The following is a 21,406-nucleotide window of genomic DNA, read 5'->3' as shown; positions in this document are numbered from 1 at the left end:
ATACGCAGATTCAAAGACTTTTGCGCGTCTGAAATGACGCGCGGCGCTGTAATGCATGTCGCCCAAAAAGTGTGCAGCGGTTTTGGGGGCAACGACATGCACAAAACAAGGACCTAAAGCGCGTCGCACGTGTACGTTTGATCGCGGCGCGTTTTAGGCGGCGTCCTGCGCGCGGCTTGCCGATCGTCCCCTCAACCGGTCCGACAACATGCGGCGGATCCGCTGCTCGACGGTGCGGCTCACTTCCTTGCGGTTGGACCGTCGGTCGTAGTCCACGGCCTCGCCGAAATCCACTTCGACATCGAGCGCCCCCTCCCGAAGAACGCCGAGGAGATGAGGGATCAGCCCGATGTCGCCCGGCCAAGCCGCAATCGGCCGATAGTAGCGTCCCATTGGCATGCCGTGAATGCCCGTATAGGAAATCGCCACCGGCTGGACATGGACCATGCCGGTCGGAGATTGCGGCACCGCAGAGGCTGCGGCCCCGAACAGCGACGTCTTGATCTCGAGCAGGCGGTTGCCGTCCGATGTCGTGCCTTCGGGAAAGAGCACCACAACCTCGCCATCGGCGAGGCGGCGGCCGATCTCATTCGCCTGCTGGCCGGCCGAACGCTTCTGCTCGCGCTCGATGAAGACGGAGGCCTGCAGGCGGGCCAGAAGACCGAAGACGGGCCAATCCTTGACCTCGGATTTGGCGACGAAGACGACGTCGGCGATCGACGAAAGTACGAGGATGTCCTTCCAGGAGACATGATTGGAGCTGAGGAGCAGCGGGCGGCGGCGCTCCAAGGACCCGTGCACCCGCACCCGGATGCCGAGCAGACGGCAGGCGATGCGATGCCAGACACCCGGCAGAAAGCGGCGCGGCATCAGGTCGAACCGAACGCATACCAGTTGAACCGGCATCAGGACGACGGAGACGACGAGGAGCAGGATGCCGTAGAATGCGACCCGTAGCCAGTTGACCATCCGTGAACTTTCCGACCGCCGGCCCGCGGCATCGCGGCGCCCATACGAAATCTGCCTCGGCCTGCATCCGATCCACGGACGTGGGCTGGGATCGCCGTCGCAGGGAACTAGCGAAGATCGAGCCGCATGACAAGCGCGGCGGTGCGCGCGCCGGCAGGCCCTTGGTAATAGGCACGGCGCTCGCCGACTTTCGCGAAACCGAGCTTGTGGTAAAGCCCAATCGCCGCCTCGTTCGTTTCGTCGACTTCGAGGAAGAGCGCCTCGGCTCCCTTGACGAGCGCCTCGCGCATCACGGCCTGCATCAGCCGCCAGCCGAGACCGGACCGGGCAAAGCGCGGGTCGACACCGATCGTCAGGACTTCCGCCTCGCCGGCGGCGGCACGCGACAGAACGAAGCCGCCGAAGGAGGGGCGGAAGCCGGCGCTCGTCTGGCGTGCCGCGAAACCGAAGACCGTGTCCTGCGTGAGAAGCGCGTGAATTTCGCCATCGGTCCAGGGCGCGGCAAAACGGTGACGATGAAGCGTCGCCGCTGCCTCAAGATCAGCCTCCTCCAGGGGAAAGATATCGAATTCGGCGCGGCGGGTGAAATAGTCGGTAAAACTCATCGTCGTCGATTCTGCGCATCCGGCTCCACGGCGCGGTACGTCGTCGCCGACGCACCGAATTCGCCGTCACTTCAACATTGCCTCTATCCCGCAATGGCCCGTGTCACCGCGAACCCCGATTGAGGTTTCGCGTCCGGGCCGCGCAGATAAAGCGGCCTCGGCTTGGCCGAAGCTGGATCGGCCGCAGCACCCAATCGGGCGACGACGGCGATGTCGATCATGTCCGACTTGTGGCTTACCTCGCCCGCCATGACGGGAGCGGTGACGAGATGCGCGGCGGTACCACAGACGACGCCGGCGAAGCCGGAGAACCGCTCGCGCGCCAAGCCCACCGGCAGGGGTTCTGCCGGGGCCTCCGGCTGACCAAGCGCATCGAAGGACTGGACATAGACCTCGTCGCGCTTCGCATCGACCGCTGCAAGCACCGGCCGGCCAGGGTCACTCCTTCGGGCGCTCTCGGCAATGACCTGGAGCGTGGTGACGCCGACTGCCGGCTTGCTGAGTGCAAGTGCCAGTCCGCGTGCGGCCGCAACGCCGACGCGGATGCCGGTGAAGGAGCCGGGACCAATGGTCACCGCGATCCGGTCGATATCCTCGAGCCGCCTGCCCGAGGCGCGCAAGGCCTCGTCGACGAAGGCCATCAGGCGCTCCGCATGGCCGCGCCCAATATCCTCTTCCGCCCGCGCCAGAACCACTCCGGCGACGCTGTCATAGACGGCAGCCGCGCAGCCCGTCCCGGACGTATCAATTGCAAGAACAAGCATCTTGAGCCGACATGCCTCCCCGCGCCCCTCGCCGAACCGTGGTAAGGGCGCCCTCTTCCCCGCCGGGGCGGCTCGACCGTAAAGCAGCGGGCCTCGCCGGTGGTACTCCCGAGATCGCATGAGAGCGGGCGGCTCGCCGCGACCGATGTTTGGAAGGAGAGCGGCCCGTCAGCGGAACCGCTCGATCCCATACCGTCCGTCTGAACTCGATCAGACGGCTTCGACCGACTCGACCTCCGGCACGAAATGGCGCAGCAGGTTCTGCACGCCGTGGCGGAGCGTCGCCGTCGATGACGGGCAACCGGAGCAGGCGCCCTTCATGTTGAGGAACACGGTACCGTCCTTGAAGCCGCGGAAGGTGATGTCGCCGCCGTCCTGGGCGACGGCCGGGCGCACGCGCGTCTCAAGCAGTTCCTTGATCGTTGCAACGATCGCCTCGTCACTCTCCTCGTAGAACTCGCCTTCCTCATCGGTCTCTTCGGCGCGACCCGCGCCGGACATGACCGGCTGGCCGGACATGAAATGCTCCATGATCGAGCCCAGGATAGCAGGCTTCAGGTGCTGCCACTCCTGCGCCTCCTTGCTGACCGTGATGAAGTCATAACCAAAATAGACGCCGGTTACGCCAGGAATCGAGAAAAGCCGCGCCGCAAGCGGCGATCCGGCGCGCGCATCCTCTTCGCTGCGGAATTCCGCCGTACCGCTCTCCATCACGACCTTGCCCGGCAGGAACTTGAGAGTGGCCGGATTCGGTGTGGCTTCCGTCTGAATGAACATTTCCGTCTCCATTGCGGCCGGGAGCGGTCCTCGACCGGCTCTTTAGAATAGTTCAAAAATATAGGAGCTTCGGCGCAGCGCCGCAAGCGCCACCGACCGCAATCCGTCAGCTCAACGCGTCGATTTCCTCATCGGTCAGAAGATCGGGAATGACCGTCACCGGAATCGGGAAGGCGGCCGCCTTTCCTGCAATGGACGACACCAGCGGCCCCGGACCCTCCTTCGCCGAGCCGGCCGCCAGCACCAGGATGGCGATATCCCTGTCCTCTTCGATGAGCGCATGGATCTCCTCCGTGGCACTGCCCTCGCGGATGACGATTTCCGGCTCGATGCCGATCGTTTCTCGCACGTTCTGGGCGACCTTGGCGAGCGTCGCCTCGGCCTCCTCGCGCGCCTCCGCCCGCATGATCTCCTCCACGCCCAACCATTGCTGGAAGTCGCCATCGGCGATGACGTAGAGCAGCACTAGGCCGCCATTGGAATTCTTCGCGCGCATACCGGCATAATGCACGGCGCGACTGCATTCGGGCGTGTCGTCGATCACCGCCATGAATTTGCGGCGATGACCTTCCAGTCTTGAGAGTCGGGTCGAAACCATGCGGCGAACATTACATCGCCGCACGCCGCCTGCAAGATCTCATTTTCGCCGGTTACTGCAAAAAGCCGATGATCTCGCGAACTTCGCGCATCGTCTTTTCTGCCCGCGCCCGTGCGCGCTCGCCGCCCTTGCGCAAAATCGCGTCGATATGGGTCGTGTCGTCCATCAGGCGGCGCATTTCGCCGGTGATCGGCGCGAGCACACCGACGGCGAGATCGACGAGCGCCGGCTTGAAGACCGAAAATTGTTGCCCGGCGAACTCGGCAAGAACCTCTTCCTTCGTTCTGTCGGAAAGCGCCGCGTAAATCCCGACTAGATTCTCAGCCTCCGGACGCCCGTTCAGCCCCTCCACTTCGCTCGGCAGCGCGTCCGGGTCGGTCTTCGCCTTGCGAATCTTCTTGGCGATCGTTTCCGGATCGTCCAACAGGTTGATACGCGACAGATCGGAGGGGTCGGATTTCGACATTTTCTTGGTGCCGTCGCGCAACGACATGACGCGCGGCGCCGGGCCGCCGATCAAGGGCTCGACCGGGGGGAAATAGGCGTGGATCGGCTCCTCGCCGACGAGGATGTCGACGCCGTAGCCGCCACGGCGGATGTGATCCATGAAGTCGATGTTGAACTTCTGGGCGATGTCGCGGGTCAGCTCCAGGTGCTGCTTCTGGTCGTCGCCGACCGGAACATGGGTCGCGCGATAGACGAGGATATCGGCCGCCATCAGGCTCGGATAGGCAAGCAGGCCGAGCGAGGCGTTTTCGCGATCCTTGCCAGCCTTGTCCTTGAACTGAGTCATCCGGTTCATCCAGCCGATCCGGGCGACGCAGTTGAAGATCCAGGCGAGCTCCGCATGCTGCGGCACAGCCGACTGGTTGAAGACGATGTGCTTCTCGGGATCGATGCCGGAAGCGATGAAGGCGGCGGCGATCGAGCGGATCTGACCGGGCAGGTCCTCATGTACGAGCTGCGCGGTGATCGAGTGGAGATCGACCACGCAATAGATGCAATCGTGGCTCTCCTGAAGCGCGACGAACTTGCGGATCGCGCCCAGATAATTGCCGAGATGCAGATTTCCGGTCGGTTGAACGCCGGAAAATACGAGCGGCTTGAATTCGTTCATGTCGTCCCCAATCGGGCTTGTGGAGGGCCAGTTGATACCCGCCGCGCTTATGCACGGCACGCCCGATGCAATCAAGAGGCTGAAATGCGCCGTGACGTCACGCCGGCTGCAGCAGGTCCCAGCGATTGCCGAACGGATCCGCGAACACGGCGACCGTGCCGTAGGGCTCGTGTCGCGGCCCCTCCAGGAATGTGACCCCTGCGGCCAGCATCGCGACGTGGTCGCGGGCGAAATCGTCGGTGAACAGAAAGAACCCGATGCGGCCGCCGGTCTGATTGCCGACTGCCGCTTGCTGCCGTTCGCCCTCGGCCCTGGCGAGCAGCAAAGCCGTTTCCCTCGCTCCCTTCGGACGAACCAGCACCCAGCGCTTGCCGCCGCCGAGGTCGGTATCCTCAATCAGCTCGAAACCCAACCGGCCACAATAGAAGACGATGCCCTCGTCATAGTCGGGCACGAGAATGGCAATACGCGCGACGGTCTGCTTCACGACGCGTCCGGACCTTCGCCCGCGGCCGACTGCGGCGCCGCGGCCCTGCGCCTCAGGTTGCGGCGGATCATGCCGAGACTCGCGCCACCGAGGCCGAAGGCCAAGGCGAAATAGATCGCCATTGCGGCAAGCACGAGGCCGCAGACGGTCGCCGCGCGCATTGGGAGGGATGCGGCGGAGGAAAGCGGAAAGGCCAGCCAGCCGATCGCGTGATGCAGGGCCAGCGCCATGATCGCGGCTGCTGCCACGAGGCGGGGGATTCGGGTGAGAAGAGGAATGTCGCGGCCCCAATGCCCGCGCCAGACGAGCGTCGAAAAGAGCAGCAGCGCGTTCGCCCAGCCGGCGGCGATCTCGGCGATCGCAATGCCGCTTGCCCCGAGCGACGGAAAGAGCGTCAAGGCGAGAGATACGTTCACTGCCACGGATATGGCGGCAAAGATCATGGGCGTACGCGTATCCTCTCGCGCGAAAAAGCCGGGAATGAAGGCTTTGATCAGCACGAAAGCCGGCAGTCCGAGGCCGTAGATCGCCAGGATTTGCCCGACGATGACGGTCGATTCCGGCGAAAACCTGCCGCGCTCGAAGAGCAGCCGGACGATCGGCTCCGACATGACGAGCAGCGCCGCCGCCGCCGGCAGCGTCAGGAACAGCGTGAATTCGACGGAACGGTTCTGCAGGTTCGAGGCTTCGTTGAGGTTACCGGCGCGTAGCGCGCGCGCAAGCTCCGGCAGAAGCACTGTCGCGACCGCGATGCCGACGACGCCGAGCGGAAGCTGGTAGATGCGATCGGCGTAGACGAGCGACGAAACGGCACCCGCCTTTCCCGAGGCGATATTGGTGTTGATCAAGAGGTTGATCTGGGTGATGCCGCCGGTGATCGCCGCCGGCAGCGCGAGCACCAGCAGCCGCTTGACGTTTGCCGTCAGCCGCGGACGCCGGAATCCGATCCGCATCCCGGCATTGCGCACGGCAAACCAGACGATCGCGAACTGAACCAGCCCCGCCGCCATCACGCCCCAGGAAAGACCATAGCCGACGGCAATGGCGTCATGACCGCTGTACCAGGCAAAGGCGAGGACGCCGATCAGGATGAAGTTCAAGAACACCGGCGCGATCGCGGCGGCGAAATAGCGGTGCAGCGAATTGAGCATGCCCGCCATCATCGCGCCGAGCGACATGCAGGCAAGATAGGGGAACATGATGGTCGCGAAGGTGACGGTGCTTGCGAATTTCGCCGGATCGTCGGCGAAACCCGGTGCGATCAGTTCGCGCACAATGAAGGGCATCGCCAGTTCCATGGCGATTGTCAGAAGCAGGAGCATGGTGAACAGCACGCCGAAGACTTCTTCGGCGAAGCGCCTGGCGCCATCCATGCCGCGGGCCTCGATCTCCTTGGCGAAGAGCGGCACGAAGGCCGAATTGAAGGCCCCCTCGGCAAAGAGCCGGCGAAAAGTGTTCGGCAGCCGGAAGGCGGTATTGAAGGCGTCGGCCACCGGCCCGGTGCCCAGCAGCGCCGCCATAAAGGTTTCGCGTACGAAGCCGAAGACGCGGCTACCGAGCGTTGCGCCGCCAACAGTTGCGAACTTTTTGACCAGGCTCATGTTTCGGCTTTTGTCGCTTTGGATGCTTGAGACGGGCGTGCAACGGGGGCCGGCGCAATGATGCCGGAAGGCATCTGCGCCCGCGCCTCGTCCACCTCGCCCGCCAGCACGGCCTTGAGGCGGGCGGCAATATTGATCTGCCGGCTCTCGCTGGTGATTTTGTGGCCGACCAGGTCGGTTACGTAGAAAGTGTCGATCACCTTTTCGCCGAAGGTGGTGATATGGGCCGAGGCAATATCGAGGGAGAGGTCGGAAAGCACGGCCGTGACTTCCGACAAGAGGCCCGGGCGGTCGAGGCCTTCGACCTCGATGACCGTGAACTTGTTCGACAGCGTATTGCTGATCGTCACCTCCGGCGTCACCGTGAAGGCCCTGTTGCGCTTCTTGGTCCGGGTGCGGCTGGCGATGACTTCCGGCAGGCGCTTGCGGCCCGCGAGCACATCCTCGATCAGCTTGCCGATGCTCGCAGCACGGCGCGTCTCGTCATCGTCCACACGGAACTCGCGGTTGACGAGGATGGTGTCCAGCGCCCGGCCATCCGAGGTCGTGAAGATCTGCGCATCGACGATATTGGCGCCGGCAGCGGCACAGGCCCCCGCGATGACCGTCAGCAGGCGCGGATGGTCCGGCGAGAGCACCGTGATTTCAGTGATCGCGTGGAACTGGTGGGTGCGGACCATGGTCGCCAGCGTCTTGCCGGCACGGTCCGCCTCGCGGATGAACTCGGCGTGGCGGACCTGGTCCGAAAGGTCGACGGTGAGGAGGTAGGGCTGGTAGTGCAGCCGGACATAGCCGTCCCGTTCCTTGCGCGGCCAGTCCTTGAGCGCTTCCGACAACTGATGGGCGGCATGCTTGGCGCGCTCCTTGCGCGACAGTTCCGAGAAGCCGCCGGAAAGCAGAAGCTCGGTTTCGTAATAGAGCGTGCGCAGCAATTGACCCTTCCAGCCGTTCCAAACGCCCGGTCCGACGGCTCGGATATCGCAAACCGTCAGGATCAGCAGCATTCTCAGCCGGTCGAGCGATTGCACCCGGTCAGCGAAATCGACGATGGTCTTGCGGTCGTTCAAGTCACGGGTCTGCGCGACCATCGACATGGTCAGATGTTCTTCGACCAGCCAGACCACCGTCTCCGTCTGTTTTGGCGAAAGCCCCAGCCGCGGGCAGAGCTTGCGGGCCACCTTCGCACCGGCGGTCGAGTGATCCTCCGGACGGCCCTTGGCGATGTCGTGCAGCAGCACCGCGACGTAGAGCGCCTCACGGTCTTCTACGCCCGGCATCAGCGTGGCCGCAAGCGGATGCCCCTGTTCCTCCAGGCCGCGTTCTATGCGCGAGAGAACATCGACCGTGCGCAGGAGATGCTCGTCCACGGTGTAGTGATGATACATGTTGAACTGCATCATCGAGACGATCTTGCCGAAATCGGGAATGAAACGGCCGAGTACGCCCGCCTCATTCATGCGACGCAACATCAGCTCCGGGTCGCGCCGGGACGTCAGGATCGACAGGAAGAGCCGGTTCGCTTCCTCGCTTTCGCGCAGTTGCGGCGTGATCAGGCTCAGCGAACGCGTGACCTGCTTGAGCGCATTGGGATGGAATTCCAGCCCGTTGATGTCGGCGATGTGGAACAGGCGCAGGAGATTGACGGGATCCCGCTTGAAAACGTCGGGGCTCGCAAGCGCGATGCGTCCCCCGTCATCGACGAAGTCGAGTGTGCCGGCGATCTTGCGAATGCGGTTCTTGAACCGGCTGATGACGCCGGAAATTCCCGGCGCGTCCTTCGCCTGCTGATCTTCGAGTGCCGCGCAGAAGATGCGGGTGAGATCACCGACGTCCTTTGCGACGAGGAAGTAATGCTTCATGAAGCGCTCGACCGCGGTCAGGCCGGGATGGTCGTGATAGCCCAACGCCTCGGCAATCTCGCGCTGGATGTCGAAGGAGAGTCGCTCCTCCGCCTTTCCCGTGAGGAAATGCATGTGGCACCGCACCGCCCAGAGGAAATCCTCCGACTTCTGGAACAGCTTGTATTCCTGCTTCGACAGGACCCCGAGCTTGACGAGATCGGCCGGATCCTTGACCCGGTAGAAATATTTGGCGATCCAGAACAGCGTGTGCAGGTCGCGCAAGCCGCCCTTGCCTTCCTTGACGTTCGGCTCGACGAGGTAGCGGGTGTCGCCCGCCTTGCGATGGCGCTCGTCGCGTTCGGCGAGCTTTGCGGCGATGAATTCGGGGCCCGTATTGCGGATGATCTCGTGATCGAAGCGCGCCTCGAGATCGCTGGCCAGTGATTGCGAGCCGCAAATATAGCGGCATTCGAGAATCGCCGTGCGAATCGTCATGTCGGCGCGCGACAACCGGATGCATTCCTCGATCGTCCGGGTCGCATGGCCGACTTTGAATCCGAGATCCCAGAGCACGTAGAGAATGAACTCGATCGCGGGCTCCGCCCAAACGGCCTTCTTGGCGGGCAGAAGGAAGAGAAGATCGATGTCGGATCCCGGCGCCAGCGTACCGCGCCCGTAGCCGCCGACGGCAGCGACGGCGATGCGGGCAGCGTCCGGCGCCTTGGCAGCGTCGAACACCTCGTTCAGCGCGAAATCGTGCAAAACGGTGATCAGCTGGTCCTGCAGCCACGAGATTCGCTCGGCGCATTTGATGCCGGCGCCATCGGCGGCAAGCAGTTCCCGTGCCTTGGCGCGGCCTTCAGTGTTGGCCTGCCTGAAGGCTGCGAGCAGGGCCTGGCGCATCGGCTGACGCTGCTCGGCATGGGCCGATGCGATGAAACTGCACTTCGCCCGAAGCGCCGCTATATCGAGAATTTCGGGAAAAGAAGTTGCGTGGCTGGCCATGAAGTGCCGAGAGGCGTCCTGTCCGACTGAATATGTGGTTCGCTCCATGCGCAAGCGCTCCTGCATGGGTTCGGATCGGGATGTCGCCGAGGCCGGAAATATGCAGCTTTTCAAGCACTACCGCGTGCTTTCGAAGAAAGTCACGCGGCGCTGTATAGCCTTTTTGCCGGTCGATGGACAGGAAAATCATCCCGCACCGGCAAGCCCGGTTCAACGGCTGGCGAGCTCCTTTTTCAACGCATAGAGCGCCTCGAGCGCCTCACGTGGCGTCATGTCGTCCGGGTTGAGAGAGCGCAAGGAGTCCTCGACCTTGGATGGCCCGGCAGCCTTTGCCACCTCTTCCCGTCGCACCGCGACCTGGAAGAGCGGCAGGTCGTCGATCAGCTGGCTTGCCGGGTTCTTGCGATCCGCGTCTTCGAGCTTGGCAAGCACGTCGCGCGCCCGCGAGACGACCGACGCCGGCAAGCCGGCAAGCCGGGCGACCTGGATGCCGTAGGACCGATCGGCGGCACCGGGGCCGACTTCGTGCAGGAAGATGACGTCGCCGTCCCACTCCTTGACCCGCATCGTTGCATTGGACAGGCGCCCCAGCTTTTCGGAGAGCACCGTCAATTCATGGAAATGGGTAGCAAACAGGCCGCGACAGCGATTGACCTCGTGCAGATGTTCGACCGCCGCCCAGGCAATCGACAGTCCGTCGAAAGTCGCCGTGCCGCGGCCGATCTCATCGAGGATCACCAGCGAGCGATCGGTCGCCTGGTTGAGGATCGCCGCCGTCTCAACCATTTCGACCATGAAGGTCGAGCGACCGCGGGCGAGGTCGTCCGAGGCGCCGACGCGGGAGAATAGCCGGTCGACGACGCCGATATGCGCGGCGGCCGCCGGCACGAAGGAGCCCATCTGCGCCATGATAGCAATCAACGCGTTCTGGCGCAGGAAGGTCGACTTACCCCCCATGTTCGGGCCGGTGAGCAGCCAGATCGCACCGGTCTTCTCGCCGTCCGGCGGCGACAGGTCGCAGCCATTGGCGACGAACGGGTTTGCCGCCTGGCGCCGCAGCGCCTGCTCGACGACCGGATGACGGCCGCCTTCGATGGCGAACATCCGAGACCGGTCGACGGCCGGTCGGACATAGTTCTGCTCCTCGGCGAGCACGGCGAGAGCGGCAGAGACGTCGATGGCGGCCAGCGCCAGCGCCGCCGCCTTGAGGGCCTCAGCATGGGCGACCACCGCGCGCGTCATTGCCTCGAAGGCCTCGAGCTCGATCGCCAGCGCCCGGTCGGCGGCGTTGGCGATCTTGGTTTCGAGATCGGCGAGCTCGGTGGTGGTAAAGCGCATGGCATTCGCCATGGTCTGGCGGTGAATGAAACGGGCTTTTCCCGCATCCGTGTCGGTCATTGCACCGGCATTGCCGGCGGTCACCTCAATGAAATAACCGAGCACGTTGTTGTGCTTGATCTTTAGCGACTTGACGCCCGTCTCCTCGCAATATCTGAGCTGCAGACCAGCAATGACGCGGCGCGACTGGTCGCGCAGCGCCCGCATCTCGTCCAGTTCGGCATTCGCGCCCTCGCGCAGGAACCCGCCGTCCCGCTTCAGGAGCGGCAGTTCCTCGGCAAGCATTGCATCGAGACAGGCGAGCAATTCCCCCGGCAGGGCGGCGATCGCCCCTCGCGCCTCGTCGAGCTCAACCGAGAGCTCGGCGCGCGCGAGCAGTGCGGACAGGGCCTTCGCGGCGCGCAAGCCCGCCTGGATGGCGCCGAGGTCGCGCGGGCCGCCGCGACCGAGGGCGAGCCGCGACAGGGCGCGCGGCATGTCGGGGGCGCGCCGCAGGGCATCGCGGACATCCATGGCAAGGCTTGGCTGATCGACGAGGATCTCGACCGAATCCAGCCGTTGATTGATCCGATCTGGATCGGTCAGAGGCGACATCAGCCGCTCGGCGAGCAGCCGTGCGCCGCCGCTGGTTACGGTCCGGTCCAGCGCTTTCAGGAGGCTTCCTTCGCGGGCACCGGAAAGCGTCTTCGCCAGTTCGAGATTTGCGCGCGTGGCCGGATCGATGAACAAGGTCGAAGCAACGCTTTCCCTCTCCGGAATACCGAGCGCCGGACGCTCGGCGAGCTGCGTCTTCTCGACATAGGAGATGGCCGCCGAGGCTGCCGCAAGTTCGGCTCGCGAAAAGCTGCCGAACCCGTCGAGGGTCTTGACGCCGTAATAGCGGGCGATGCGGCTCTCCGCCGTCGCGCTGTCGAAGAGCACGGCCGGCTGGGGTACGGCGACGCGGCCGAGCACCTCGAAAACCGCACGCAGCTCCGGATCGTGGAAGACGGTGTCAGGCAGGATCAGTTCGCGCGGCTCGATGCGCAATATGTCGGCAAGCAGGCGGCTCTCCGCCGTCTCGGCCAGGCGGAAGATGCCGGTCGAAATGTCGATCCAGGCGAGCGCATAGGCCGGTTCAGAGCCGCTTCTGATTCGGGCCAGCGCCATCAGGTAATTCGTTTCCGACGGCGAAAGAAGCTTTTCTTCGGTGATCGTTCCCGGCGTCACCAGGCGCACCACGTCGCGGCGCACGACCGACTTGCTGCCGCGCTTCTTCGCTTCCGCCGGATCCTCCACCTGTTCGCAAACCGCGACCCGGAAGCCGAGAGCGATCAGCTTCTGCAGATAGTCGTCGGCGGCATGCACGGGCACGCCGCACATGGGGATGACCTGGCCCATGTGCAGGCCGCGCTTGGTGAGCGTGATGCCGAGCGCACGCGCAGCCTCGACCGCGTCCTGGAAGAACAACTCGTAGAAATCGCCCATGCGATAGAACAGGAGCGAATCCGGATTGTTCGCCTTGATCTCGATGTACTGCTCCATCATCGGCGTGGCTGAGGAGCGGCTCTCTTCGCTCGCCAGATCGGACACAGAGAATATCTCACCCGTTTGGCTCGATGGATCGGTCAGCAAATTCATGATTGTTCCAAAAAAAGAGATGTCACACTATCCGCAAGGATTTATAGACGACAACACCAAAGAGGCTGACCAGGAGGGTCGCCCACAGGAGGTTGAGGAAACATGCCGGCTACCGACAAGTCCGATCGCGCGATGACGAGCGTTACCGCCCAGGAGGCGCTCGATTTTCACTCCCAGGGGCGCCCCGGAAAGCTGGAGATCTCTCCGACGAAGCCGATGGCGACCCAGCGCGACCTGTCGCTCGCCTACTCGCCAGGCGTGGCCGTTCCGGTCAAGGCGATCGCCGAGGATCCGCAGACGGCCTACGACTATACCGCGCGCGGCAACATGGTTGCGGTGATTTCCAACGGCACGGCAATCCTCGGCCTCGGCAATCTCGGCGCGCTCGCCTCCAAGCCGGTCATGGAGGGCAAGTCCGTCCTCTTCAAGCGCTTCGCCGACGTCGATTCGATCGATCTCGAGGTCGACACGGAAAATGTCGATGAATTCGTCAACTGCGTGCGCTTCCTCGGCCCTTCGTTCGGCGGCATCAATCTCGAGGATATCAAGGCGCCGGACTGCTTCATCATCGAGCAGCGGCTGCGCGAGGTGATGGATATCCCGGTCTTCCACGATGACCAGCACGGCACCGCGATCATCGCCGCCGCCGGCCTCATCAACGCGCTGACATTGACCGGCCGGGACTTCAAGACGACGAAGCTCGTCTGCAACGGGGCGGGCGCCGCGGCAATCGCCTGCATCGAACTCATCAAGGCAATGGGTTTCGCCCCGAACAACATCATTCTCTGTGACACCAAGGGCACGATCTACAAGGGCCGGACCGACGGCATGAACCAGTGGAAATCGGCGCATGCGGTCGAGACCAAGGCGCGGACGCTGGCCGAGGCGGTCAAGGGGGCCGATGTTTTCTTCGGCCTTTCGGCAAAGGGCGCGCTTTCGCCGGAAATGGTGCGCTCGATGGCGGAGAAGCCGATCATCTTCGCGATGGCCAACCCAGATCCGGAAATCACGCCGGAAGAAGTCGCCCAAATTCGTGACGACGCCATCGTTGCGACGGGTCGGTCGGATTATCCCAACCAGGTCAACAATGTCCTCGGCTTTCCCTATATTTTCCGGGGCGCGCTCGACGTGCGCGCCTCGACGATCAACGATGCGATGAAGATCGCCGCGGCGGAAGCGCTCGCGCGCCTTGCCAAGGAGGACGTGCCGGACGATGTCGCCGCAGCATACCAGGGCAATCGGCCGCGCTTCGGACCGCAATACATCATCCCGGTGCCCTTCGACCCGCGCCTCATTTCGGCCATCCCGATGGCGGTCGCGAAGGCGGCCATGGAAACGGGCGTCGCCCGCAAGCCGATCGCGGATATGGACGCCTACGGACAGCAGCTCTCCGCCCGACGCGATCCGATCGCCTCGACCCTGCAGCGCATCTACGAACGCGTCCGCCGCCAGCCTAAGCGCATCGTCTTTGCCGAAGGCGAGGAAGTGCAGATGATGCGCTCGGCCATCGCCTATGCCAACCAGCAGCTGGGCACCGCCATCCTGCTCGGGCGCGAAGAGCAGATGCGCGAAACCGCCGAACGGGAAGGCATCGACCTCGACCGGCCCGGCATTCAAATCGTCAATGCCCGGCTGTCGAAGCGCGTCGGCGCCTATACGGACTTCCTCTATGCGAGACTGCAGCGCAAGGGCTACCTTTTTCGCGACGTGCAGCGGTTGATCAACAACGACCGCAACCATTTTGCCGCCTCGATGGTGGCGCTCGACGACGCGGACGGTATGGTCACCGGATTGACGCGCAATTATTCGACGGCGCTCGAGGACGTGCGCCGCTGCATCGACGCCAAGCCCGGCCACCGGGTCATCGGCGTATCGATCGCGCTCTGCCGAGGCCGCACGGTGCTCGTTGCAGACACGGCGGTGCACGATATGCCGACTGCCGAGGAACTGGCGGACATCGCCGAGGAGGCCGCCGGGCTCGCCAAGCGACTGGGCTACATGCCCCGCGTCGCCATGCTCGCCTATTCGACCTTCGGCCACCCCTCCGGCGAGCGCTCCGAACGGGTGCGCGAGGCCGTGAAGATCCTCGACAGGCGCCGCGTCGATTTCGAATATGACGGCGAGATGGCGGCCGACGTCGCGCTCAACGGCCGGGTGATGGAGCAATATCCGTTCTGCCGCCTCTCCGGCACCGCCAACGTGCTGGTGATGCCCGCCTTTCACTCGGCCTCCATCTCGACCAAGATGCTCCAGGAACTCGGCGGCTCGACCGTTATCGGCCCGCTGCTCGTCGGCCTCGACAAGTCCGTGCAGATCGTATCGATGTCGGCAAAAGATTCGGACGTCGTCAATATGGCGGCGATCGCGGCTTATAACGCCGGCACGTGAACTGGATCGTTTCGGGACGATACCGCAGCTGTCTCAAGACGATCCGAGCGATTGCACAGTAACGGCACAGCCTACCCCCAAAAATAAGAGCCCACTTCGGCCGCAACGGAAGTGGGCTCAATATATCATGGGAGGTCCGCTTCTTACGTTATGAAAATGAGAGGGAATTCATCGCGACTCCGCCCCTCGAGTCGAGTCTTGCGATCTTTCCCTTCTGTTTTACACTTTCGCTTTATGAAATTCGGCCCAACCACGGGGATACACTTCCCTCTTTCGAGGTTGAAAGTCAAATACATCCTTAACAACTGGTTAATACTATTTCTGCTTCGTAGAAAACCGACCGGAGATAGCCGGTTGCGCGGAGGCTGTGATTTGCTGATCGCTCTCGCCATTCGCCCGGAGCCGAACACGTAAATCCGCAGAAAATACGTCAGGAGGCAAAGCGTCCCGCGTCAGCGCCATAGTAATTGAGATAACGGCCAGAAATATTGCTGATCGGCAGAACGATCAGTACATCCGTCGTGCGGAAGGCGTGATCGACCACCGCACCGTCGCCGACCATGGCGCCGAGCCGCATATAGCCCTTGATGAGCGGCGGCAGGGCCGCCAGTGCCTTCTTCGGATTGATCGCCTCGGACGGCATCAGGTCCATCGTGCGGTGAAGCTCGGGCCGCGCGGCGACCGCCCAATCGTCCCGGGCGAGAACATTGTGGTGCAGGAAGGAAAGGGCAAGCGCGTGCTCCTCGGGAACGGCGCCCGGAAAGGAGCCGCAGCCGAACATCGCATCGACGCCATGCCTCAGCGCATAGGCCCAATTGCCCTGCCAGAGCAGCTCGACCGTACGCCTGGTGCGATATTCCGGCAGGACGCAGGAGCGGCCGAGTTCCATGAAGCGTTTGCCGGGGTGGCGCGCGAGCAGCGTGTCGATCGCGAACTCCGAAGCGGAATAGAAACCGCCGGTCCGCTCGGCGACATCCTGGCGCAGCAGGCGATAGGTGCCGACGATCTGCTCTTCCGGATCGCCTTCGATCGAAGTGTCGAGCACGAGCAGATGATCGCAGACCGCGTCCCAGCTATCCACATCGCGCTTGTGCAAGTCGGCTTCCGGTGCGACCTGCGCCTTCATCTCCTCGACGAAGACCCTGTAGCGCACCGCCTGTGCCGCATCGACCTCGGAGGCGGAGCGAGCAAGCCTCGTCTCGAGATTGGCGATGCGACCGAGGACGTCCGTCGTCGGGACGGCAATCGTCTTGCGGAGGCAAGCTTGCGAAGTCTCTACCACGCCTGTCGATTCCAAAAGCTCGATCGTCATTCCGTGTCACCCCGAATCGTCAGTTTCTGCCGGGCTTAGAACACGTTTGTGCAACAAGATAGTGACACAGGGTTGGTGGGCAAGCCCTAGGCGGCCTCGTGTTGGCAGGCCGACGCTTCGTCCACTTAACTCCTTGTATCGAGGCGGGTCCTGATTGGAAACCCGCGTGACACCTTCGGACCCTGCTTAGGCCTTGCCGGCCTCGATGAGCCGTGCGACTTCGGCGAGGACCCGCTCCGGTTCGGCGGGCTTCGTCAGCACCGCGTCGGCACCCGCGGCGATGAGGCTCTTGTGAAGATCGCCGCGGCCGTCGGACGTCAGCACAAGGACGGGAAGCCGACGCAGGTCCTCGAAAGCGGCTCCTTCGCGTAGCTGTCTCAGAGTGGCAGAGAGATCGCCGCCCGGCATGTTGAGATCCGTGACGACGAGCGCTGGCCTCTTGGCACCGGGCTCATGCAGAGCGGCTTCAAGCGCCGGAAAATCCGCGACGTGCTGCACGGCATGGCCATTGCGCGTGAGGATCGTTCGCAGCATCAATGCATTGACCGGATCGTCCTCGGCCAGGATGACGTGCTGGTTGGCTTTAGGAGCCTCGGCCGTCGCCGGCGTTTCCCGGAGCACCGGCCTGTTGTCGGTGATCGCGTCCCGGCTTTCGATCCCCCTCAGGCGACCGAGCAGCACCTCCACCAGCGATTTTTCGCGCAACGGCCGAATCAGCCATGCCTCGTAGCCGCCCAGGCGATGCACCGGATGGCTGCTGCGCTCTTCCGGATTGATGAGGTATATTCTTCGCAGCCTGAGGCGATCGAGCGCCGGCTGAAGCGAAAGCAGTTCTCGGAATGCATCCGCCCGGCGATGGTCGACGATTACGGCGGTCAATGACAGGCGATTGTCGAGCACGTTCGCAACGACGACTCGGGCTGCATCGAGCGTCGGGGCGCGATGACATGAACCGCCGAGCGTTTCGATGGTCGCGGCAAGCGCAGCCGATGCCGGGCCTTGGGGAGCCATGACCAGGACATGCGCGCCGGCGAGCACGCCGTTCCGGATCGGCGAGGAGGGCTCGGCGCCTTCCATCGGGAAGCGCAACTCGAATCGACTTCCCTTTCCGGCTGCGCTCGATGCCGTCAGGCAGCCCCCGAACGCTTCCATGATCCGCCGCGAGATCGCCAGGCCGAGACCGGTTCCCTTGGCGCGCTGGGCCTCGTCGCCGGCCTGCTCGAACTCCTCGAAAACGCGGGCAACCTCGTCCTCCGACATGCCCGGCCCGCTATCGTCGATCCGGACTCGCAGCATGCCTTCGGCCATGTCCGCAGAGACGAAAACGCCGCCGGTTTGCGTGAATTTCACGGCATTGCCGACGACGTTGAAGAGCACCTGTCGCAGCCGCGCCGCGTCAAAGATCATCGAGGCGGGCACGTCCGACGCAACGGTCGCGCCGATCTCGATGCCTTTCTCATGCGCCCGGTGGGAAAGCATTTCCACGACGTTTTCGATCACCAGGCGGAGATCGTGGCGGGATGGGTGCAACTGGAACCGCCCGGCGGAAAGCGAGGAGAAGTCGATCAGGTCCTCGACCAGTTGCACCAGCGCATGGCCGGATTGCTGCATGTCGGCAAGATAGTTTCTCTGCTCGGCCGAAAGTTCCGTCTGGCCGAGCAGGTGGCTCATGCCGAGAATGCCGGACAGCGGGGTGCGGATCTCATGCGTTACGGTGGCAAGCAGTCGCGATTTCGCCTGGCTCGCCTCCTCGGCGCGGTGGCGCGCCTCCTCCCTTTCGCGCGCCGTCCTCGCTTCCTCCGTCACGTCGCGGGCAATGCTGTGTCGCAACAGCCGCCCCCGGCCCGGCTCGCGCACGATCACGTCATGCCAGTCGTAGAGACGCTCCCCGTCCGCCGCTGTCAGGCGCACGAGAAAATGATCGGGATCCGGCTTCGGCTCGAAGGTCAGGCCAAGGGAGGCGCAGGTGTGTCCTTTCACATCGGGGCGCTGCAGGACCTGATGAAAAACGCCATTCGCCTGCACAATCCTGCCGTCCATGCCGCGGACGATGGCGATATCTCCGAGTGCGTCATGGATGGTCGAAAGCAAGGCCGGGGTTTCCGGCACGCCAGTCTCGTTCCACGCCGCCATTTCCCATCGGGGCTCGTTTTCGCGGGAAAGCAGCAGGAAGGCGCCAGACAGACCGCCGATGGCCGCAATCGCCGGCAAGAGATGAAGATTGACGCTGAGGCCGATCGTGAGAACGGCAAGTGCGGCCAACACACCTGCGCAGGCGCAGAGAATGCGAATGGCGGACGGCGCGCCGCCACGGGCCGTGATCCTGATCCGCTGTTCAAATCGTGAAGGATTGCTCATGCCTCAACCTAGCAGCGCAAGACTTCCGAATGGCTTCAGCGCATCGCTAAAGTTTTAGCGAGCGGTCTCTTTTCGCCTGCAGCAGCTCGTCAAGAATGATCGCGCCAGCACCGATGGTGATAAAGCTGTCCGCGAGGTTGAAGACGGCGAAAGACCAGCTGTCCGTGTGGAACAGGATATAGTCGATGACATAGCCGAACAGCAGCCGGTCCACCAGATTGCCGAGCGCGCCGGCAATGATCATCGCGTAGCCGAGATGGGCGAAGAAGCGATCCTTCGGCGTACGACGCCAAAGCCAAAGGACGAAGGCGACGACGGCCAGGCGCATGCCGACGATGAACCAACCCTCCATGCCGGAAAGCATCGAAAAGGCGACACCGTAATTGTAGGTGCGGTAAAGCGCGAGCAGCGGCATGACCGGCACCGCCTGCTGAAAGGGGAGGAAGGCCTCGACCAAATATTTGAGCAGCTGGTCGGCGGCAACCGCAATGACGATGAAGAGCGTGATCGGCAAAGGCCGGGAAAACAGGGTTTGGTGTCCGCTCATCATGCTCCGTCCAGGGATAGGAGGTGCCGGCGCGCCTCGAACAGCATGATGCCGGTGGCAATGGCGAGATTGAGCGAATCCGCGCGCCCCGCCTGCGGAATCCGGGCGAGTGCGCCGGCCTCGCGCGCAAGCTCCACCGGCAGGCCTGCCTGCTCGTTGCCCATCAGCAGGACGACCGGCCTCGACCGATAGTCGATCGTGCGGTAATCGACCGAGCCTGCGAGATGCGTCGCCACGACGCGGACACCCGCCGACTTCTGCCACTTGACGAAGTCCTCCGCGCTCGCCCGCGTGATCGGCATGGCGAAAACAGAGCCCATCGTCGCGCGCACGGTTTCGAGAGAAAACGGATCGGTGGTCTCGCCCACCAATATGACGCCGGAAGCACCGGCGGCGTCCGCGGTGCGGATGATCGTGCCGAGATTGCCGGGATCGCGCACGCGGTCGAGGGCCACGTAGGTCTCGCCTTCCTGCGGCTGGATGTCCTTCAGAGCCCGGTAGCGCTGCTCGAAGATGCCGACCACCATCTGCGGATTGTCGCGCCGGGTGATCGTTGAAATCACCTTCTCGCTCACTTCGAGGACAAGCCCGCCCTTTGCGACGGTCCTGGCCGCAACCTGCTCGACCTGTGGCTTGCCCTTGGCTGCCTTGGCGTAGACGAGCGTCTTGATCTTCCAGCCGAGATCGAGTGCGTCGATCACCAGCTTCAGCCCTTCCGCCATGAAGGCATGCGTCTCGTCGCGATGCTTCTTGTGCGAAAGCGCCCGGATATCTTTGATGACCGGGTTAACGAGGCTTGTGACCTCCTTCACCTGGCCGACACGCTGGCCGTGATCGTTTCTCTCTTTGTTCATTTCGGTACCCAGCGGCTGAAGAGCGACGTGGAAAGCGCCCTGCCTGGGCTCGCGCCATCGAGGCCGCCCTCGCGGATGATGAGCTCGCCCGATTCCACCCGGCCGCCGCGCCCACGCATCGTCTCGCGCATCAGTTCGTGGATCGAATAGAAGCTTGCCCGAATCGAATAGGCCGTCAGCACGAGACCGCGCGCCCCGTCGGAGAGTATCTCCCGGCAGATGTCCAGCATTGCAGGCAGGTGGTCGAAGAGCTGCCAGACCTCGCCATTCGGGCCGCGGCCGAACTTCGGCGGGTCGGTCAGGACGATGTCGTAGCGGCTGCCGCGGCGCTCCTCGCGCTGGATGAACTTCATCGCGTCGTCGCAGATCCAGCGGATCGGCAGCCTTTCGGCGCGCGCCACCGCCTGGTTTTCCCGTGCCCAGCCGATCGCTTTTTTGGAGGCGTCGACATGGGTGACCTCCGCGCCCGCCTTGGCGGCGACCAGCGAGGCTACCCCGGTATAGCCGAAGAGATTGAGAACCTTCAGCGGTCGGTCGGCCGAGGCCACCTGGTCCCGCACCCAGGACCAATGGGCAAGTTGTTCTGGAAAGACACCGACATGCCGGAACGAGGTGAAACGGCCGAGGAAATCCGTATCGAGAAGCTGCATCGGCCAGGTTTCCCCGAGCACCTCGCGGGGAAAGCGCCAGCGCCCCATGCCGTCCTCGTCCGTGTCGCCGGTGAAGATGGCATCCGCCTCGTTCCACACGGCCGCAGGCAATGACTTTGGCCACAGCGCCTGTGCCTCCGGTCGGACGATGCGATAGGGACCGTACTGCTCGAGCTTTTCCCCGTTGCCGCTGTCGATCAGGTGATAACCGGCAGCCGCCGCGGTCTCTAGTATAAGCGGCACGGTTTCGGCCGGCTTGTCGCCTTGTCTCGACTTGACCGGACGCGCGGGCTGCGCCTCCGGCCGCCCCGCCTTTTCCAGCAGAGCCTTTCCGGCCGGCGGTCCACCCGCCTTGCCCTTCGGACCGGCGTTCCTCGCGGGCGGATGTCGCAGTTCCTGGCGACCGCCGCGCGCCTCGGCCCCCCGGCCCTTTGCCGCGGTGACCGAAGCGTTCTTTGATCTCCGATCCTTTTCCTTCACGCGCTTACCCTTGAACCCTATTCAACTACCCGGCGCATCCGCTTATCGGGCGCGCGACATGCTCGTTGGTGCAATAGCACCGGGAAATGCTCTTG

General features: G+C 63.7%; 16 protein-coding genes. 1 reads left to right on the top strand and 15 read right to left on the bottom strand.

From position 1 onward, the window contains the following. Window positions 1-153: 153 nt before the first annotated feature. The 10 genes from olsA to mutS form a co-directional block, all read right to left on the bottom strand. The gene (gene olsA / locus SJ05684_RS00195; protein WP_034853784.1) at window positions 154-969 is read right to left on the bottom strand and encodes a lyso-ornithine lipid O-acyltransferase; all 816 of its coding nucleotides are present in this window, start codon (window positions 967-969) and stop codon (window positions 154-156) included. Window positions 970-1,076: 107 nt separating this feature from the next. Continuing rightward, complete coding sequence (locus SJ05684_RS00190; protein ID WP_034853782.1) at window positions 1,077-1,574, bottom strand: GNAT family N-acetyltransferase; 498 nt, start codon at window positions 1,572-1,574, stop codon at window positions 1,077-1,079. An 83-nt stretch (window positions 1,575-1,657) separates the two neighbouring features. Beyond that, window positions 1,658-2,338 (bottom strand): tRNA (adenosine(37)-N6)-threonylcarbamoyltransferase complex dimerization subunit type 1 TsaB, encoded by a 681-nt coding sequence (gene tsaB, locus SJ05684_RS00185; RefSeq protein ID WP_034853781.1) that lies wholly within the window; start codon window positions 2,336-2,338, stop codon window positions 1,658-1,660. Window positions 2,339-2,548: 210 nt separating this feature from the next. Next, window positions 2,549-3,115 (bottom strand): NifU family protein, encoded by a 567-nt coding sequence (locus SJ05684_RS00180; protein WP_034853799.1) that lies wholly within the window; start codon window positions 3,113-3,115, stop codon window positions 2,549-2,551. A gap of 106 nt (window positions 3,116-3,221) precedes the next feature. Next, a complete protein-coding gene (locus tag SJ05684_RS00175; RefSeq protein ID WP_034853779.1) occupies window positions 3,222-3,713 on the bottom strand; it encodes a universal stress protein in 492 nt (163 codons plus the stop codon). A gap of 52 nt (window positions 3,714-3,765) precedes the next feature. Continuing rightward, window positions 3,766-4,830 (bottom strand): tryptophan--tRNA ligase, encoded by a 1,065-nt coding sequence (gene trpS / locus SJ05684_RS00170; RefSeq protein ID WP_034853777.1) that lies wholly within the window; start codon window positions 4,828-4,830, stop codon window positions 3,766-3,768. 97 nt (window positions 4,831-4,927) lie between these two features. Beyond that, on the bottom strand, window positions 4,928-5,317 hold the full coding sequence (locus tag SJ05684_RS00165) for a VOC family protein (RefSeq protein WP_034853775.1): 390 nt from the start codon (window positions 5,315-5,317) through the stop codon (window positions 4,928-4,930). Next, the gene (gene murJ, locus SJ05684_RS00160; protein WP_034853773.1) at window positions 5,314-6,918 is read right to left on the bottom strand and encodes a murein biosynthesis integral membrane protein MurJ; all 1,605 of its coding nucleotides are present in this window, start codon (window positions 6,916-6,918) and stop codon (window positions 5,314-5,316) included. The genes SJ05684_RS00165 and murJ overlap by 4 nt, the downstream gene beginning before the upstream one ends. Further along, window positions 6,915-9,764: a [protein-PII] uridylyltransferase gene (locus SJ05684_RS00155; protein WP_085939031.1), complete on the bottom strand. Its 2,850-nt coding sequence runs from the start codon at window positions 9,762-9,764 to the stop codon at window positions 6,915-6,917. Before SJ05684_RS00155 ends, murJ begins: the two co-directional genes overlap by 4 nt. Window positions 9,765-9,974: 210 nt before the next feature. Continuing rightward, complete coding sequence (mutS, locus tag SJ05684_RS00145) at window positions 9,975-12,722, bottom strand: DNA mismatch repair protein MutS (RefSeq protein WP_034853770.1); 2,748 nt, start codon at window positions 12,720-12,722, stop codon at window positions 9,975-9,977. Window positions 12,723-12,824: 102 nt separating this feature from the next. Here mutS and SJ05684_RS00140 point away from each other — a divergent pair, with 102 nt between their 5' ends. Next, entirely contained in the window at window positions 12,825-15,110 is a 2,286-nt protein-coding gene (locus SJ05684_RS00140) for an NADP-dependent malic enzyme (protein WP_034853768.1), read from the top strand. Window positions 15,111-15,540: 430 nt separating this feature from the next. Here the strand turns inward: SJ05684_RS00140 and olsB are convergent, their stop codons facing one another. The 5 genes from olsB to SJ05684_RS00115 all read right to left on the bottom strand — a co-directional run bounded on the left by olsB (window position 15,541) and on the right by SJ05684_RS00115 (window position 21,311). After that, window positions 15,541-16,422 (bottom strand): l-ornithine N(alpha)-acyltransferase, encoded by an 882-nt coding sequence (olsB, locus tag SJ05684_RS00135; RefSeq protein ID WP_034853766.1) that lies wholly within the window; start codon window positions 16,420-16,422, stop codon window positions 15,541-15,543. A 186-nt stretch (window positions 16,423-16,608) separates the two neighbouring features. Beyond that, a complete protein-coding gene (locus tag SJ05684_RS00130) occupies window positions 16,609-18,780 on the bottom strand; it encodes a hybrid sensor histidine kinase/response regulator (protein ID WP_034853764.1) in 2,172 nt (723 codons plus the stop codon). Window positions 18,781-18,826: 46 nt separating this feature from the next. Then, on the bottom strand, window positions 18,827-19,327 hold the full coding sequence (gene lspA / locus SJ05684_RS00125) for a signal peptidase II (protein WP_034853762.1): 501 nt from the start codon (window positions 19,325-19,327) through the stop codon (window positions 18,827-18,829). After that, window positions 19,327-20,181 carry a TrmH family RNA methyltransferase gene (locus SJ05684_RS00120; RefSeq protein ID WP_034853760.1) on the bottom strand — a complete coding sequence of 285 codons (855 nt, stop codon included), beginning with the start codon at window positions 20,179-20,181 and terminating at the stop codon, window positions 19,327-19,329. The genes lspA and SJ05684_RS00120 overlap by 1 nt, the downstream gene beginning before the upstream one ends. Then, a complete protein-coding gene (locus tag SJ05684_RS00115) occupies window positions 20,178-21,311 on the bottom strand; it encodes a class I SAM-dependent methyltransferase (RefSeq protein WP_034853758.1) in 1,134 nt (377 codons plus the stop codon). Before SJ05684_RS00115 ends, SJ05684_RS00120 begins: the two co-directional genes overlap by 4 nt. Window positions 21,312-21,406 lie beyond the last annotated feature (95 nt).

Source organism: Sinorhizobium sojae CCBAU 05684, assembly GCF_002288525.1.
Taxonomy (GTDB): domain Bacteria; phylum Pseudomonadota; class Alphaproteobacteria; order Rhizobiales; family Rhizobiaceae; genus Sinorhizobium; species Sinorhizobium sojae.
The sequence above is the reverse complement of the archived record's forward strand: the minus strand, read 5'-3'. Positions and strand labels throughout refer to the sequence as shown.

Bases quoted from the DNA above. Each gene is read 5' to 3' on its own strand.
- trpS (WP_034853777.1), bottom strand. From the start codon at position 4,830: ATGAACGAATTCAAGCCGCTCGTATTTTCCGGCGTTCAACCGACCGGA.
- tsaB (WP_034853781.1), bottom strand. From the start codon at position 2,338: ATGCTTGTTCTTGCAATTGATACGTCCGGGACGGGCTGCGCGGCTGCC.
- olsB (WP_034853766.1), bottom strand. From the start codon at position 16,422: ATGACGATCGAGCTTTTGGAATCGACAGGCGTGGTAGAGACTTCGCAA.
- SJ05684_RS00140 (WP_034853768.1), top strand. From the start codon at position 12,825: ATGCCGGCTACCGACAAGTCCGATCGCGCGATGACGAGCGTTACCGCC.
- SJ05684_RS00175 (WP_034853779.1), bottom strand. From the start codon at position 3,713: ATGGTTTCGACCCGACTCTCAAGACTGGAAGGTCATCGCCGCAAATTC.
- SJ05684_RS00155 (WP_085939031.1), bottom strand. From the start codon at position 9,764: ATGGCCAGCCACGCAACTTCTTTTCCCGAAATTCTCGATATAGCGGCG.
- lspA (WP_034853762.1), bottom strand. From the start codon at position 19,327: ATGAGCGGACACCAAACCCTGTTTTCCCGGCCTTTGCCGATCACGCTC.
- SJ05684_RS00190 (WP_034853782.1), bottom strand. From the start codon at position 1,574: ATGAGTTTTACCGACTATTTCACCCGCCGCGCCGAATTCGATATCTTT.
- mutS (WP_034853770.1), bottom strand. From the start codon at position 12,722: ATGAATTTGCTGACCGATCCATCGAGCCAAACGGGTGAGATATTCTCT.
- SJ05684_RS00130 (WP_034853764.1), bottom strand. From the start codon at position 18,780: ATGAGCAATCCTTCACGATTTGAACAGCGGATCAGGATCACGGCCCGT.
- SJ05684_RS00120 (WP_034853760.1), bottom strand. From the start codon at position 20,181: ATGAACAAAGAGAGAAACGATCACGGCCAGCGTGTCGGCCAGGTGAAG.
- murJ (WP_034853773.1), bottom strand. From the start codon at position 6,918: ATGAGCCTGGTCAAAAAGTTCGCAACTGTTGGCGGCGCAACGCTCGGT.
- olsA (WP_034853784.1), bottom strand. From the start codon at position 969: ATGGTCAACTGGCTACGGGTCGCATTCTACGGCATCCTGCTCCTCGTC.
- SJ05684_RS00180 (WP_034853799.1), bottom strand. From the start codon at position 3,115: ATGTTCATTCAGACGGAAGCCACACCGAATCCGGCCACTCTCAAGTTC.